At 36.5% G+C, this 15,919-nt stretch carries 15 protein-coding genes and 1 tRNA gene; 7 read left to right on the forward strand and 9 right to left on the reverse strand.

The features are described from left to right. Positions 1-39 precede the first annotated feature (39 nt). Positions 40-408: a RidA family protein gene (locus BKH40_RS03660; RefSeq protein WP_095277053.1), complete on the forward strand. Its 369-nt coding sequence runs from the start codon at positions 40-42 to the stop codon at positions 406-408. 285 nt (positions 409-693) lie between these two features. On the opposite strand, the gene BKH40_RS03665 is transcribed toward BKH40_RS03660, so the two are convergent. The 4 genes from BKH40_RS03665 to BKH40_RS03680 form a co-directional block, all read right to left on the reverse strand. Then, positions 694-769 (reverse strand) — tRNA-Ala (locus BKH40_RS03665). 102 nt (positions 770-871) lie between these two features. After that, complete coding sequence (locus BKH40_RS03670; protein WP_095277055.1) at positions 872-1,462, reverse strand: thiamine phosphate synthase; 591 nt, start codon at positions 1,460-1,462, stop codon at positions 872-874. 25 nt (positions 1,463-1,487) lie between these two features. Next, positions 1,488-1,778, reverse strand: a complete 291-nt coding sequence (locus BKH40_RS03675) for a hypothetical protein (RefSeq protein WP_095277056.1) — start codon at positions 1,776-1,778, stop codon at positions 1,488-1,490. Between the two features lies 1 nt (position 1,779). Beyond that, positions 1,780-2,460 carry a F0F1 ATP synthase subunit A gene (locus BKH40_RS03680; protein WP_095277057.1) on the reverse strand — a complete coding sequence of 227 codons (681 nt, stop codon included), beginning with the start codon at positions 2,458-2,460 and terminating at the stop codon, positions 1,780-1,782. Positions 2,461-2,646: 186 nt separating this feature from the next. Here BKH40_RS03680 and BKH40_RS03685 point away from each other — a divergent pair, with 186 nt between their 5' ends. The 5 genes from BKH40_RS03685 to BKH40_RS03705 all read left to right on the forward strand — a co-directional run bounded on the left by BKH40_RS03685 (position 2,647) and on the right by BKH40_RS03705 (position 7,129). Next, a complete protein-coding gene (locus BKH40_RS03685) occupies positions 2,647-3,363 on the forward strand; it encodes a YebC/PmpR family DNA-binding transcriptional regulator (protein WP_095277059.1) in 717 nt (238 codons plus the stop codon). Between the two features lie 103 nt (positions 3,364-3,466). Beyond that, complete coding sequence (flgB, locus tag BKH40_RS03690) at positions 3,467-3,922, forward strand: flagellar basal body rod protein FlgB (protein ID WP_095277061.1); 456 nt, start codon at positions 3,467-3,469, stop codon at positions 3,920-3,922. 10 nt (positions 3,923-3,932) lie between these two features. Continuing rightward, positions 3,933-4,424 (forward strand): flagellar basal body rod protein FlgC, encoded by a 492-nt coding sequence (gene flgC, locus BKH40_RS03695; RefSeq protein ID WP_095277062.1) that lies wholly within the window; start codon positions 3,933-3,935, stop codon positions 4,422-4,424. A gap of 23 nt (positions 4,425-4,447) precedes the next feature. After that, entirely contained in the window at positions 4,448-4,750 is a 303-nt protein-coding gene (gene fliE / locus BKH40_RS03700) for a flagellar hook-basal body complex protein FliE (protein WP_095277064.1), read from the forward strand. A gap of 18 nt (positions 4,751-4,768) precedes the next feature. Continuing rightward, a complete protein-coding gene (locus BKH40_RS03705) occupies positions 4,769-7,129 on the forward strand; it encodes a penicillin-binding protein 2 (RefSeq protein WP_257842499.1) in 2,361 nt (786 codons plus the stop codon). A gap of 131 nt (positions 7,130-7,260) precedes the next feature. On the opposite strand, the gene BKH40_RS03710 is transcribed toward BKH40_RS03705, so the two are convergent. The 5 genes from BKH40_RS03710 to BKH40_RS03735 all read right to left on the reverse strand — a co-directional run bounded on the left by BKH40_RS03710 (position 7,261) and on the right by BKH40_RS03735 (position 14,719). Continuing rightward, on the reverse strand, positions 7,261-8,091 hold the full coding sequence (locus BKH40_RS03710; protein WP_095277065.1) for a cysteine hydrolase: 831 nt from the start codon (positions 8,089-8,091) through the stop codon (positions 7,261-7,263). A gap of 251 nt (positions 8,092-8,342) precedes the next feature. Further along, entirely contained in the window at positions 8,343-10,757 is a 2,415-nt protein-coding gene (locus tag BKH40_RS03715; protein ID WP_095277208.1) for a molybdopterin guanine dinucleotide-containing S/N-oxide reductase, read from the reverse strand. 200 nt (positions 10,758-10,957) lie between these two features. Continuing rightward, positions 10,958-11,554 carry a hypothetical protein gene (locus BKH40_RS03720; RefSeq protein ID WP_095277067.1) on the reverse strand — a complete coding sequence of 199 codons (597 nt, stop codon included), beginning with the start codon at positions 11,552-11,554 and terminating at the stop codon, positions 10,958-10,960. A 341-nt stretch (positions 11,555-11,895) separates the two neighbouring features. Next, positions 11,896-12,912 (reverse strand): protein-methionine-sulfoxide reductase catalytic subunit MsrP, encoded by a 1,017-nt coding sequence (msrP, locus tag BKH40_RS03725; protein WP_095277069.1) that lies wholly within the window; start codon positions 12,910-12,912, stop codon positions 11,896-11,898. Positions 12,913-13,078: 166 nt separating this feature from the next. Next, positions 13,079-14,719 carry a hypothetical protein gene (locus BKH40_RS03735; RefSeq protein WP_095277072.1) on the reverse strand — a complete coding sequence of 547 codons (1,641 nt, stop codon included), beginning with the start codon at positions 14,717-14,719 and terminating at the stop codon, positions 13,079-13,081. Positions 14,720-14,815: 96 nt separating this feature from the next. Between BKH40_RS03735 and prfB the strand changes: the two genes are divergently transcribed. Beyond that, complete coding sequence (gene prfB / locus BKH40_RS03740; RefSeq protein WP_095277074.1) at positions 14,816-15,916, forward strand: peptide chain release factor 2; 1,101 nt, start codon at positions 14,816-14,818, stop codon at positions 15,914-15,916. The last annotated feature ends 3 nt before the right edge of the window (positions 15,917-15,919 follow it).

Below are 15,919 nucleotides of genomic sequence, written 5' to 3' on the forward strand. Positions count from 1 at the left end.
ATGTTATATTACTACCTTATTTGATTCTAAGGAGAAAATATGAAAAAGATAGAGACTAAAAAAGCACCAGGTGCTATAGGACCTTACTCTCAAGGTATGATAGTTGGAGACTTTGTCTTTACTAGCGGACAGATTCCACTTTTACCTGATGGAAGCTTTTTAGATGGAAATATCAAAGAGCAAACTCACCAAGTTTGTAAGAATCTAAAAGCTGTTTTAGAAGAAGCGGACTCAAGCCTTACAAAAGTTATAAAAACTACAGTTTTTTTAAGTGATATGAGTTACTTTGCAGAGTTTAATGAAGTCTATGCGGAATACTTTTCACACAAGCCCGGACGCAGTACAGTAGCGGTTAAAAGCCTGCCTAAAGATTCTAAAGTAGAAATAGAGTGCATAGCTAAGTTGTAAAAATAATCTTATACATAAGTCTTATAATGACGTAAGATATTGTTTGTTTCTTTGCTTATCCCCTTAGCCCTAAAGCGTCATGGCAGGGGAAATATAAAGATAATTATTTAAAAATAAATAGTTTTTAGGAAGGGTAAATTTAGATTATAGAATCTAAAAATATCTAACTGATGCATTATTCATTGCACTCTTTTCTTGTGATGACAAAAATAGCATTAAGAGAAGTAGCACAGTAAAGATACCCAGAAAAGATGATAATTTTGTAATCTTGATTTTTATTATAAGTGGTGGAGTGTAGGGGGATCGAACCCCTGACCTCAACGCTGCCAGCGTTGCGCTCTCCCAGCTGAGCTAACACCCCTAGTTAAATTAGGATTTAAAAATGCTAAGGGCTAAATTATAAAGTAAAAAGCTTAAATATAACTTATTTTAAAGGCTTAGGATTCTCTTTAAAACTCCAAAGTTACTCTAAAAAATACCTAATCGCCGCAAATCCAGCCACTCCTAAAGACTTAACTAAGTCTATATTAGAACTATCTATGCCACCTAGTGCTATGGTTTTAGACTTTAGTTCTAAGGGAAGATTCTTAAAGTACTCTACTCCTTTAGGTGCTCCCTTATTAGGTGTGGTAAATAGAGGGCTTAAAGTCACAAAGTTTGCTCCAAGTCTTAAGGCCTTTAAAGCTGTATCTTCATCATGAGTTGAACATATAACATCAACTTTAGTTTTGTCAAACTCCAACATATCAGAATCTAAAAACGACAAAAATTTTTCTTTTAGATGTAAGTTAACTTTTAAACCTTGCTTTAATAAACTAAGGCTAGTTTCAAGATAAGAAAGATTAATAAAAGGCTTTATACCTTTTTTATCACAGACTTCTAAAAACACATTAAGCAAAGCTAGCTCTTTAGAATCTAACTCTTCACTCTTTGTGATAAGCCTAAAACATGCAAAGTGCACGTCTTTTTGACTTGCTTTTAAAAGAGTGGCTTTAAAAACAGAAGGAGAGTTATCTGGATGATAGATTGGTGAAGTTATAAGATAGCTAAACATCGACCTAGTTTACTTAAAGCTAACTTTAAGGCTTTAAGTCTTGCTCACTACTAAGTCTATCAGTAGTCTTGCTAAGAGCTTCTTTAAAACTGCCCTGCTCGCTTAAGGTCACAAAGTAAAGCATAACGCGCAAGAGGAGATTAAAAAACATGCATAGACAAAACGCAGCTAGTGCGTAAAGCACTGCTAGCAAAAAAGGTCTAAAAAGAAAGAGGATGACTACAGCACTAAATATAGCCAAGCCGAAAAACAGCCCTATAAAAAACCTAAGACTAGCTATTAGGAATCTTGCAGACTGCTTTTCTTTAGGCGTCACTTTAGTGTTCTTCGTCTATTATCACAGCACTTGCTAGATAGATATAAGTCAGTATCATAAATACGAATGCTTGAAGCACAGCCATAAACATAAGGATAGCAAAAGGTAAAAGTGGAACTATCCAAGGGATAAGCTGCAACATAACTAGCAAGAACATATCATCGCCTTTGATGTTTCCAAAAAGCCTGAAAGCTAGTGACACTATCCTAGAAAGGTGAGAGATTATCTCCACTGGGAACATAAGCGGTGAAAGAAGCAGTATAGGACCTGCAAAGTGACCAAAGTACTTCTTAAAGCCATTAGCCCTTATACCTTCAAAGTGGTAGTAAAAAAAGACTATGAGTGCTAAGACTAGGGTGTAACTAGTACTTGAGCTTGGTGCTTCAAAGCCCGGTATGATACCTATAGCATTACAATAAAAAACATAGATTCCAATAGTACCTGCTAGTGGAAAGTACTTTCTAGCTAGTTTATCACCTAGTGCGTCTTTTCCTATATAAAGCATACCGCCTATGATGTACTCATAGAAGTTTTGAAGTCCTGTTGGCACAACTTGCATACGTCTAGTAGCTAGCATGCTTATGACTATGGTAATTATGGCAATAAGAACAGTGTAAAAGCCTATGACAAAGCTGTGATTGTTACTTATAAGCCCTGCAAAAGTAAATAATCTTCCTTCCATATACACCCTTTTTTTATAATGTCGTAAGGATAGCTTGGATTAACTTAAAATATATTGATTTTAGTATAAAAACAAGTTTGGAATGATTTTGCATATTAAAGTGTAATATTTAAATTTGACAATGCAAATTAGCTAGATATAAAATACCAAAACTATTTAAGCAGGTTTAAAAGGAGTACAAGTACTATGGGACGAGCGTTTGAGTATAGAAGGGCAGCAAAAGAAAAAAGATGGGATAAGATGAGCAAGGTCTTCCCAAAACTAGCAAAAGCTATAACTGTAGCTGCAAAAGCTGGGGGAAGTGACCCTTTGATGAATGCAAAGCTTAGAAGTGCCATAGCTACAGCTAAAGCCCAAAATATGCCAAAAGATAACATAGAAGCAGCTATAAAAAGGGCTAGTGGAAAAGATGGCGACTTTGTAGAGCTAACCTATGAAGGAAAAGCACCCGGTGGAGTTTTGATCTTTGTAGAGTGCACTAGTGATAACCCAACTAGAACAGTGGCTAATCTAAAAAGCTACTTTAATAAAAGCAAAAACTCTACTTTGCTGGTTAATGGGTCAATTGACTTTATGTTTGAGAGAAAAGCACAGTTTAAGTTTAAAACTAATGATGATTTAGATTCCATAGAGTTAGCTTTAATAGACTTTGGACTAACTGAGATAGAAAAAGCTGAAGATGAAGAAAGTACCTACATAGCTTATGCTAACTTTGAAGACTTTGGGCACATGCAGCAAGGACTTGAAAGCATGCCAAGTCTTGAGATTCTAAGCTCAAAAACTGTAAGAGTGCCAACTACTCCTATAGAAGTAGATGAAGAAAACTTAGAAATCGTAGAAAAACTGCTAGATAAGATAGAAGATGATGATGATGTATTAGCAGTTTATACAAATATCTTGTAATATATATTTTAAGGAATCACTAAGTCACTAAAAGTTGGCACTGAAATTGCTTAGTTTTGGCAGTTGCATTTAGTTATTTGCAAGGTTTTCAAGGAGACTTCATATGGATATAAGTAGCACTTTAAGCCCAAGCTTTGATACTTCAAAGGCTTATAAGCTAGTCTATCAAGCACTAGATTATAGATCTTTAAGACAAGATCTTATAGCTAGCAACATAGCTAATATAGACACGCCCTACTATAGACCAAAAGATGTGGATTTTGAAAGCATGCTAGCAGAGAAGGAAAGAGAAGTCTTTGACGGAGATAAAGGGCAGCAGACTTTAAAGCTAGCAGAGACTTCAGGGAGACATTTGCCCGGAAACACAGCCTCTTTAGATAAAGCTTCTATATTTTTTAGAGATGGCCACCTAGCAAGAAATGATGGTAACAGCGTAGACTTAGATGTAGAAACTACAGAGCTTTCTAAAAACTCTATGATGTATCAAGCATTAACTACAGCACTAAAGATGCATAAAGGTATATTTGCCTATGCACTAGATTCTAGTAAAAACCTATAAGGACTAAGCCATGTTTTTAAGTACTTTTGATATCAGTGGATACGGCCTTTCAGCCCAACGCTTTAGAGTAAATGTCATCTCTTCTAACATAGCTAATGCCAACACTACTAGAACAGATGAAGGTGGACCTTATAGAAGACAAGAAGTTGTACTAAAAGCATTTGATTTCAATAAAATGTTAAATAAAAAGCTTTCTAAAGATAACGACATGATAGGCTATGAAGACCCACTAGATGAAGGAGACTTAGATAAAAAGCCAAATCCTGCCATAACTGGCGTTTATGTAGATAAAATAGTACGTGATGATAGTGCACCTATCATGAAGTATGACCCATCTAATCCTGATGCAAACTCTGCTGGATATGTTGCTTACCCAAATATTAATCCAGTTGTAGAAATGGCCGATCTTATAGAAGCTACAAGAGCATATCAAGCAAACGTAGCTGCTTTTCAAAGTGCTAAGAACATGGCGAGCAACGCTATAGCGATGTTTCACGCCTAGAGTTTTATCCAAGGAGGACAGAAATGGCGCAAATTAACAATATAAGTGTTCCAAAGCTTAGTGATATCTCTCTTACAGACTCTCCTAGTAGCGTCAAAGAAGGTGGAGCTAACTTTTCAACACTGCTTAAAAAATCTTTAGATGAACTAAATGTATCTCAAGAGGCTTCTGATAAAGCTTTAGCAGATATGGCAAGTGGTCAAATTAAAGATTTACACCAAGCAGCCATAGCTATAGGCAAGGCAGAAACTAGTATGAAACTAATGCTAGAAGTACGTAATAAAGCAATCAGTGCCTATAAAGAGATACTAAGAACACAAGTTTAAGCTTAGAGTAGGCTTTACTTGCAGAGAAAAAACTTATTTACAAAAGATAATACCGCCTCTAAAACCTCTTCAAGCATCCCTCCTAAAGAGGATGATGTAAGAAGAAGTAGGCTAGATGAAAACAAAACAAACACACAAAAAACTTACACAAATACCAAACAAGACACAACATCTTTTAGCTTTTATGAAAGAGATGCTTTAATAGAAAAAAAGATTCAAGAAGAAAGACTTTTAAAAGAACAAACCCAAATTAAAACTAAGCAAGAGTTGCTAAGACAAGAAGCACAAAGACAAGAGACGCTAAGACAAGCCAAGCTAAAAGAACTTCAAGAAGCAAAAGAAATATCTAAAAACTTAAACACTAAAAGCAAATCAGCTAAAAAACAACTTCCTTCTAACCAGCAAACGCTTACAAAACAAACAGACACAAAATATCTAAGTAGTCCAAAAATACTTCCTAGCGACAAAGTAAGCAGCGCCCAAAAGAAAAGCACTACTAAACACTTATCTATCAAAGAACATCAAAGCACTAAGATAAACCCACGCAATCTAAGAAAGACTTTTAATGCCCAAGCTATAAGTATGGGGAGAGAGCATGAAAATGTAGAAAAGTTTTTTAGAGCTACTAGACTTCTAGGACTAGTTGTCATACTTTTTGTATGCTTTTTAGTCTTTGTGCTTGCAGTGCTTGCTAAAGGTGTACTGCCCCGCAAGATTCCAGCAGTAGTCATTAGCAAAACAGATGTTGCAAATAGAGGCTCTATTTATAGTAGTGATGGCTACATACTTGCTAATAGCTCAAAGCTTTACAAGATAAGCATAAACCCACAGTCTATAAATCCAGCCAAAAAAGACCTCTTTGTAAACCTCCTTTCAATCTATGGGAATCTAAAAAAAGAAGACATACTAAAAGCACTTGCAAAAAAAGGCTATGTGACTATAAGCTATAAAGTACCCGCCACAGTGGCTGCAAACTTAAGACTTTTGAATATTAAATTTATAGGCTTAGATGTCTTTCAAGAATACACTGATGCTAGAGGCAAGCTAATACAAAAGATGGGGCTTGATATACAAGATAGCGGGATAAATAGAATCTATCCTTTACAAAATGCCATAGAGCCAACCATAGGCTATGTAAGGAAGATAGAATCTGGTCGCATAACACGCGTTGAAGGTGTAAAAGGCATAGAAAACTATAGAGATGGAATCTTAAGCTCAAAAAGAGATGGCAGAGTAACTGGAAGGCGTGATATAGGAGATAACATCATCTTAAACAAAAGCTCTGAGATAGTCTCAAGAGAAGATGGTTTTAACATAGTTTTAAGCATACCTCTAGATCTGCAAATAAGAGTAGAAAAGCTTTTAAAAGAGGCTAATGATAAGTACAAAAGTCGTGAGATGATAGCTGGCATCATGGATCCAAAAACTGGTCAGATGCTAGTGCTTGCCTCATCTAATACCTTTAATCCCAACCTTATAAAAAAAGAAGACTATCCTTCGCTAAATAGCAGTGCAGTTGAGACTTCTTATGAGCCAGGAAGTACCATAAAGCCTATGATTTACTCCTATCTTTGGGAGCATGGACTGCTAGATCCTAATAAGATTATAGATCTAAACAATGGAGTTTATAACCTAAGAGGCTACACTATAAGAGATTCTAGTCCGCTTGCCAAGGCTAAAACTAAAGAGATACTTATACGATCAAGCAACATTGGTATGATGAAACTAACGCAGGGCTTAAGTGGTCAACAGATGTATGATATATTTAAAAACTTTGAGCTTTCAACTATCACTGGTATAGACTTGCCTTATGAGCAAAATGGAATCTTGCCAAGTATAAGCCTTTTAAATCGTGAAGTGTATAAAGCAACTGTAAGTTATGGCTATGGCTTAAGGGTTACTTTCATGCAGCTACTTAGGGCCTATGCTAGCTTTAGTAATGGCGGACTTTTGATGAAGCCAACTATAACTAAGTACTTCATAGCACCAGATGGTGAGAAGTTTAGAGCTAAGCCTGAAGTGCCTAAAAGAGTGCTAACGCAAGATATAGCTAATGGCATGGAAGGCTTACTTCATGAAGTGGTTACTAGCGGTACAGGAAGGCGTGCAAATGTAACTGGAGTCATAGTTGGAGGAAAGACTGGAACTGCAAGAGAGACTAAAAAAGGACGCTATGGAGACCTTTATATAGGCTCATTTTTTGGTTACGCAAAAGATGATTCTAACACCTACACCATAGGAGTAGTAACCTTTGGCTCCCACTCTAATGAAGAATACTACGCCGCCCAGACAGCAGCCCCAGTCTTTTCGGAGATAGTAAAACTTTTAATTAATGAAGGCTATCTTAAAGGTAGCAGTAAGTTTGATAAGAAAAAATAGCCTTTTATAAGTTCTATAGTTTTATAGAATCTATTTTTATTAAATCTTATAAATGCCACTCTTGTGATTAAAGCCATAGAATCTAAAAGCTTTAAGCCTTTTAGATTCTACTAATGCCACTTAGTTTACAACTAAGCTAAGATTTTTATAGCTTGCTTGGTTGTTAAGACTTCACTTGCTAGATATCTGTAGTTTATAAGGGCTGCTAAGTAGCCATCACCTTCAGGAAGCTTAGCCCCAGCTGTAGCATCTTTTATAACTGCCACTTCAAAGCCTTCTTCTTGCAAGTTTCTTAGGTGAGATTCTACACATAAGTTTGCTGCCATACCACAAAGTAATATCTGACTAATGCCTCTTTTTCTTAACTGCAAAGAAAGGTCATTGGTTTGATTCCCAAAGATCTTATGAGGGCTAGCGATTATGGTTTTATTATCCAAGATGTAGGGCTTAAACTCAGGCATGAAGTCAGCCCCACTCCCTTCAAAGCCTTCCATAGTAAAAGCACCCTTCCTATCAAACATACCAGTGTTATGCATAAAGTGCTCACCTGGCCCACCAAACTCCCACTTATGGTCAGTTGGATAGTAAAAGTGAGGTGAAACTGCTACTACTATATTAGCCGCCTTTGAAGCTTTAAAAAGTGAGAGTAAGTGCTCAACTGTATTTTGCTCTTTTAAGCTAGCACCAAAAGCACCCCAACCTACACCTTTTGGACTTAAAAAGTCCACTTGTGGGTCTATCACCACTAAGGCAAGTTTGCTTTTATCAAACTTCATAGGCACACGAGGCAAAGCATACTTTTCTGGGTCTTTATACTTATCCATATCACTTACTGCTTCACTTGTGTTTGCTGCGCTTGCAGATGTTCCTGCAACTACTGCACCTAATGCACCAAGGGCTGCTATCTTTGCACCAGTGCTTAGGGCATCTCTTCTATTTAGTAACTTTTTATCTTTGTTCATTAAAAACTCCTTTAGGTCAAAACTAAAATAAGTATATTTAAAATTCTCATCTGATAATTAATCATTTCTAAATAGTATGAATTTTTCTTAATATTTAAAGTTTGTGCAAATAATCTAATTGGGGAGATGAACTAATTGAGGAGATGTAAAAAACTTTAAGCCCTTAAAAGTAAGGACTTAAATAGAAGCTATAAAGGCTAAAGATAGAATCTATTTAGATTCCATCTTTACTAAAGTAATGCTAGAAAGCCTTAAACTTTCATCTTTTTAGGTTGTTTGAAGACATCTACTGGGTCTGCTTTGCCTTTATATTTTTCAATGTTTACTAGGGCAGTGTTAGCACAGTTTGCATTAGCAAGTTTTGAAGTAGGTATATCAAGCGTTAGGATGTTTGGACAGCCATTTTTGCAAAGTGAGCCAATTTTTCCGGGCTTAACTGGATCATACCAAACACCTTCACTTAGTCTAACTACTTTTCTTGAGATATCTTTAGTTACATAAGCTCCAGCTAGAACTTCACCTCTTGCGTTAAATACTCTTACTAAGTCACCATTTTTGATGCCTTTTTCTTTAGCATCTTCTTCATTTATCCATATAGGCTCACGTCCAGCTATGGCGTAAACATCCCTTAGCTTAGTTTGAGACATCTGAGAGTGAAGTCTATAACCACTATGCGGACTTACCATGTGGAACTCTGCAGGTTTGTTTTTCATACCTAGCCACTCAGCTGGCTCAAACCATGAAGGGTAAGGACGGCAGTCATCGTACTTAAAGCTTGCGATTTTCTCAGAGTAGATCTCTATCTTACCGCTTGGTGTTCCTAGTGGGTTTAAGATAGGGTCTTCTATAAAGTTAGCATATCTTACAAACTCTCCACCTTCTTGAGATTCTTCAAACTGTACAGGTTTATTTTTCTCCCAGAACTCTTTAAACTCTGGCATAGGAATCTTTTGTGCCTTAGCTTGTTTTAAAGCACCGTTATAAAACTCTTCTATCCAGCCAAACTCATCTTTACCACCACCACTAAACTCTTCATACACGCCAAACTCTTTAGCAAGTGAGCTAAATACATCATAGTCATCTACGCTTTCAAACTGTCTTTTTACAAGTGCTTTCATAGGAGTTATCATGATGTTTGAGAAGTCTCCGACCATAGAGATGTCATTTCTTTCATACTCTGTAGTTACTGGCATAACGATGTCTGCATATCTTGCAGTTGGAGTCCAGTAAGCTTCATTAACAACTACAGTGTGAGGCTTTCTCCAAGCTTTCAAGTTATTGTTAGTATTTTGATGATGCACTATAGGGTTTCCACCTACCCAGTAGATCATATCTATATCTGGATAAGTTACTTTGTGACCATTAGCGTCAATTGTTTTGCCCGGATTTAAAAGGGCGTCTGCGATTCTTGCTACTGGGAAGGCTACTTTTGCTGAGTGACCAGCTGTGTTCATACCACCTATTACTGCGGCTTTTCTAGTTGGAACACCACTATTAGCATAGTGGTAAGCTAGACCAAAACCACCACCTGGAAGACCAATTTGCCCTATCATAGAAGCTAAGGTTACTAACATCCAGTGAGGTTGTTCGCCGTGGTGTGCCCTCTGCATAGACCAACCACTCATAAGCATAGTTCTATTTTCATAGAAAGTTTTGGCTAGATTTTTTATAACATCTACTTTTATACCTGATATCTTAGAAGCCCAAGCAGCGTCTTTTACTACGCCATCAGTCTTACCTAGCATATAAGGAAGGAACTTATCAAAACCTTCAGTATAGTTAGCTATGAAGTCTTTGTTGTACTTACCTGTTGTATACATTGTGTGCATGATACCAAGCATTAAAGGTACATCTGAGTGAGGCACTGGAGCTATCCACTCTGCATCTAGTAACTTACAAGTTTCATTTCTTACTGGGTCTATGAAGATGATTTTTTTACCACTATTTTTAAGTTGGGCTAAGAAGTCTGCACCTAGTCCATCGCTTACTGCAAAAGAGATTCTAAGTGTTAGAAGTGGGTTAGATCCCCAGATAACTACTACTTTAGAGTCACTTAATACTAAAGGCCATACAGTTTGTTGTTCATAAACTTCTATGCTTCCTACAACATAAGGCATGATAACTTGAGATGCACCAGTTGAGTAATCGCCTGTTATACCAGAAAAACCACCTGTCATCCCTAGGAATCTTTGAAGCAAAGCCCTACAACTATGAACGTTACCACTTGACTTCCAGCCATAGCTTCCGGCAAATATACCTTCACTACCTTTTTCTTTTCTAGTGCGTCTTATAGCATCAGCTATTAGCTTAATAGCTTTGTCATAGCTTACTCTTACCCACTCATCGCCACCTCTAAGCTCTGGCTTTGGTGAGAGAGGATTTTCAAGATAAGACTTTCTTACCATAGGGTATCTCACTCTAGATTCTGTATAAACCATATCGCCAATGTACTTTTGCATAGGGTTTTCCATCTTTCTATCAAGAGCAGATTCAGACTTAACTATCTTACCGTCTTTCACAGTAACTTTTACTACACCCCAGTGAGCACCAGTTATAACCTCTCCATTTTTTACTAGCTTGCTAGTGAACTTTTTTCCAGCGACATTGGCCATTTTTTCTTTAGCAGAAAGGGTTCCACCAAAAAGACCTTGAGCCATAGGCACCATGGCAAATAAAGCACTAGCTTTTAAAACCGTTCTTCTGCTTATTTTTTCTGTCAAGTTGTTCTCCTGTGTTGAATTTAAATATGTGTGAATGCTTAAAGATTATCTTCTTGTGAAGATAATCTTAAGATGTTAGAAAATGCTTCTTCTTTTGTGTTTTTGTTTTAAAAGTAGCTTAATTGATACTAAGTAATGCTCTGTACTTATTTTGTGTTAGTTCCCGGCATATCGCTTGCATTTTTTTGAAGGTATTGAACTAAAAGGTACTTATCCTCTTTTGGTATACCAGTTCTTGGGAACATAGAATCTACAACACCTGGCCATTGGTTAGCATTAAACTCTTTTGTTGCGTGTAAGCCGTGGCATATAGAGCAGTTTTCACCATAAAGTGCTTTTGCTTTAGAGTATAAAGATTCTACATCTTTTGAAAAGTTACCACCATCTGTATAAAGTTGTACTTCTACTTGGTACCATTTTTTACCGCTTTCTTTATCGTTTATCTCTTTTACTTTTTTAACTTGGATGTTTGCACTTTTTGCAAGACCAGCTACTAAGATTCTTCTATTAACTGCGTAATAAATAGCGTTATCTACACCTTCTTGTGAGTAACCTTCTATCTGTATAAGCTCTTTATTACCCTCTTGCTTTATCATCTTAACTGCTGATGTTGGAAGCAACCTACCAACTACCTTATCACTTCCCTTTTGATAAAGAGACTTAACAGTTGTAGGATACATAACATTATCCGCCGCAAACATAAGACCAACTAGAGCTAAAAACACTAGGACTACTTTCTTCATTCCATCATTCCTTAAATTAAAGATATATATGAATTATAGTCATTTTTGATTCTTAAAAGGTGTAAATAGTCAATTTTTATACATAATTTTTAACTTTTAGGAAAATTTGGTTAAATATTTTTAACTACTAATAACATTTTTTATTTGCATACGTATCGTAATGAGTGAAAATCGCTTTTTATACAAAAATGTTGGGTAAAGATAAAACTTACCTAAATGAAGATGTTTGATGGGCAATTACTTAGGGCTTTGTAAAAAAGCCCCATTTTTAATAAAGATCTTTAAAAGAGGATAAAAAATATTAAAAGAAAATGCTATTAAGCTGCTACAATCCACAACCCTTAAAAGTTTTTAGTCAAATCCATACCCTTATACATACTAGCGACCTCTTCGCCATAGCCATTAAACATCTTAGTAGGTATACGTTCATTAAAGAAGCTATCACCTATATAGTTTTCGCTAGCTTGAGACCAGCGTGGATGCGGTACATTTGGATTAACATTAGCATAAAATCCATACTCATCACTAGCTAGATTAACCCACATAGTACTTGGTAGCTTATCTACAAAAGAAATTCGCACTATACTTTTTATAGACTTAAAGCCATACTTCCAAGGCACAACTAGTCTTAAAGGCGCACCTGATTGAGGAAGTAAAGCTTTTCCATAAAGCCCTATGGCAAGAAGTGTTAAGTCATTATATGCTTCATCTAGCCTTAGCCCTTCGATGTAAGGAAACTTTATACCACCAGCTATACTTGGTGACTTAACAGCTGGCATCTCAGGGTCTACTATAGTTTCAAAGTGGACAAACTTCGCACTGCTTAGCGGCTTAACTACAGCTAGTAAGTCTTTAAGCCTAAAGCCCATATAAGGTAGATTCATACTCCATGCTTCAACGCATCTAAAGTGGTAGTTTCTTTCTACTAAAGGCATCTTAGCTACTATAGTCTCTAAGCTTAGTTTTACTGGCTTTTCCACTAGCCCATCAATCACCACACTCCAAGGGTCAAGCTTAGCTTTGCTGAAAACTTCATTTGCTGCTTTACTAGATGAAGGATCTTCTTTTTGCACACCAAACTCATAGTAGTTGTTATAAGTTATAGCCTTTTTTTCAGGTGTCAAAGAGTTAGGGGTAAGTTTAGAAACTGGAAATGCTGGGTCTTTTTTAAAAAAGAACTTTCTTTGTATAAAGTCGCTTTTTTCAGCCGCTGCTTGTGCTTGCAAGGAGCTGCCTAGTGGAAGTGCTAGAGCACCTAGGGCAAGGGCTTTCATTATAGTTTCTCTTCTGTTATAGTTTTCTATACTTGTTAGTTCGCTATCTTTAATCTCATAAGGTTTTGTCCTTTTTATTAACATATCTCATCCTTTTCCTAGTGAATCTAAAATGCAGCGATTCTAAAGGAAAAGTAACTGTAATAGTAAATAAAATCTTAAAAGTAAATATAAAGTTATATATAAGTCTATCTCTTGAAACTATCTATATAAAAAGTAGATTTCTAAAAGATAAAAGATTAACTTATACTTAACTATCTAAGCTATCTTCAAAGACTACAAAGCTTATAGCATAAGGAAGCATGGAGATTCTACCTGCCTTTAAAGGTGTGCCATTAAGCTCTGGAAGCTTTTCATCTTTTAGCATTAAAGGCACACCATTAAGACTAACTTCTCCATTACTCATAGTCTTATAAGGGTTATCTGAGTGGTAAGGACTAGGTGCTAAAACATAAATCATCCCGCTAGTTTTAAAATCAAAAGTATGCAAGCTACTAGTAGGATTTATAACCATTAAAACCTTCCCTTTTTTACTACCTTTTAAGCTATGTGCATAGATTCTAAGTCCTTTTACTTTTAAGTTAGTTTCATAGACTTCTTCTCCCATAAGCTTTTGCCAAAGAAGGGCAGCGTAGTAGTTAGGTTTGGGCTCATAAGTCTCACCATCAAGCAAGCCATATTCACTAGCACATAAAGTATTATGCATAACTACTTTTACACCAGATTTTGCTAGGCTTCCTAGCTGATTTAAGAATCTAAAAGTATCAAAAAATGTAGCAGCCCAAGGGTTCCCCCCACAAGCACTATCAGCAGTCTCGCTTATCCAAAGAGGAGCTTTTGGTAAGTACTTATCACGCAAGTTTTTATAAAACTCAGCCACGCCATCAGTCTTATCTAACCACTCTAAGCTTAAGGCATCTTCTAAAGTAGTGCCACCTTCTTTAGGACTTTTAGCACAACGCTTAGAGACCGCCCCATAGTAGTGATAAGAAAAGACATCAAACTTAGGCGTTGGCGTAGCAGATAAAAGCATTTCAGTGTTTAAAGCAGACTTGACCATAGGCAAGGCCCCACCTTCACCCACACAGCCCGGCCCCAAAGTTAACATACTTGGAATCTTTTCCCTTGCAAACTTGGTAAAAACTGCTACATCTTTAGCAAAAGAACTAGCATTATAACCCTTAGGCGCAGCACTTACTTCTAAGAGATTAGGCTCATTAAAAAGCTCGGCTGCAGCGATATGACCGCCAAGTTTATGAGTATAGTTTGCTATCTTAGTGGCTTCTTTTGGAGTCCAGATTCCATCTTTATTGCGTGTGCCAGAACTGATGGCAAAAGATGTAACTAGCTTTGCATCAACTGCTTTTATAAAGTCTATAACGCCCTTCCACTCTTTACGCGTTAGTACATTTTCAAAGCCTTTAGGGGCTTTTTTAAGCTTAGGCTTATCATCATCTTGAAAGTAGATGCTATTAGCCCAAGTGCCACTAACACGCACATAGGCTGAACCTAGCGCACTTGCTAGCATGCGAAGTTTTTTATCACTTAGATCAAGTGGCTTTAAGGCTTTATAGAGGTTAGAATTATCATGGCTTAAGTTTTCATTTGACTTTTTAGAATCTATGTCTTTATAAGGCGCCCAAAACTTGCCACCTACTACTTCTACCATCTCTATGTTATAAGATAGATAGCACTTATCAACACTAGTTAGATAGATAAAAGATTTAGGATTGACACTAACTGAGCTTTTAGGATCCCAGCCAGCAAAACTTTTCTCCATAGTGTCATCATTTGCTAAAAGAGAAGCACCTAGCAAAGTCTTTGCCATAGGAGTAAAGGCTAGCAAGGCACTAGCTTTTAAAACTCCCCTTCTATTAAGTCTATCAGCCATGTCTATCCTTTTAAAATGATAATTTTAAAAAGCATTGTAAAACTATATTCATTAACTTTAGTAAAATAAGCCCAAAGTTAAAAGGACATGATGAAAATGGATTCTTATGAATACGGTGAGTTATTAAAAACATTAAGCACAAAAACTACAAATATAGAAAAGATCATAAACCCCACACACATAAAAGAAAGGCTAAAAGATATAGAATCTAAGTCTTTAGACAAAGACTTTTGGGAAGATGCCAGCCTTGCTTCAAAGCTTTTAAAAGAAAAGCAAAGGTTAAACTCCTTGCTTAGTGCTTACATAACAGCAAGTGATAATCTAAAAGATGCTAGCGAGCTTTATGAGATGTCTTTAGGAACTGAAGATAATGACACTTTAGAGCTTTTATATCTTGATAGTGAAGGCTTAGAAAATAGCATCAAAGACTTAGAGATAAAAGTCATGCTTAGTGATGAGTTAGATTCCATGAATGCTATCTTTACTATACAGCCAGGAGCTGGTGGGACTGAAAGCATGGATTGGTGCTTGATGCTTTATAGGATGTATGTTAGATGGGCACAGCGTCGTGGCTTTAAGCTAGAGCTTTTAGACTATCAAGAAGGTGAAGAAGCAGGTCTAAAAGGAGTAAGTTTTATTATAAGAGGAGAAAACGCTTATGGCTATGCAAAAGTAGAATCTGGTGTGCATAGACTAGTTAGGATTTCACCTTTTGATTCTAACGCTAAGCGTCATACTTCTTTTGTAAGCGTGCAAGTAAGTCCTGAGCTAGATGATAATATAGATATAGAGATACTAGATAAAGACATAAGGATAGATACTTATAGAGCTAGTGGTGCAGGCGGACAGCATGTTAATAAAACTGAATCTGCTATAAGGATAACCCACATCCCAACTGGCATAGTAGTGCAATGCCAAAATGACAGATCTCAGCACAAAAATAAAGCCACTGCTTTAAAGATGCTAACTTCTAAACTCTACGCCCTAGAAAAGCAAAAAAACACTGATAGGGCTAATAGTAATGATAAAAGCGAGATGGGCTTTGGCTATCAGATAAGAAGCTATGTCTTAGCACCTTATCAGCAAGTAAAAGACACTAGAAGCAACCTTGCTTACTCTAACACCCAAGCCATACTTGATGGCGAGATAGATTCTATAATGGAAGGCGTTTTAGTAAGCCTAAATCAAGCCAAATAGCAC

Origin of the sequence: Helicobacter sp. 11S02629-2, from assembly GCF_002272875.1 — a bacterium.
GTDB lineage: Bacteria > Campylobacterota > Campylobacteria > Campylobacterales > Helicobacteraceae > Helicobacter_I.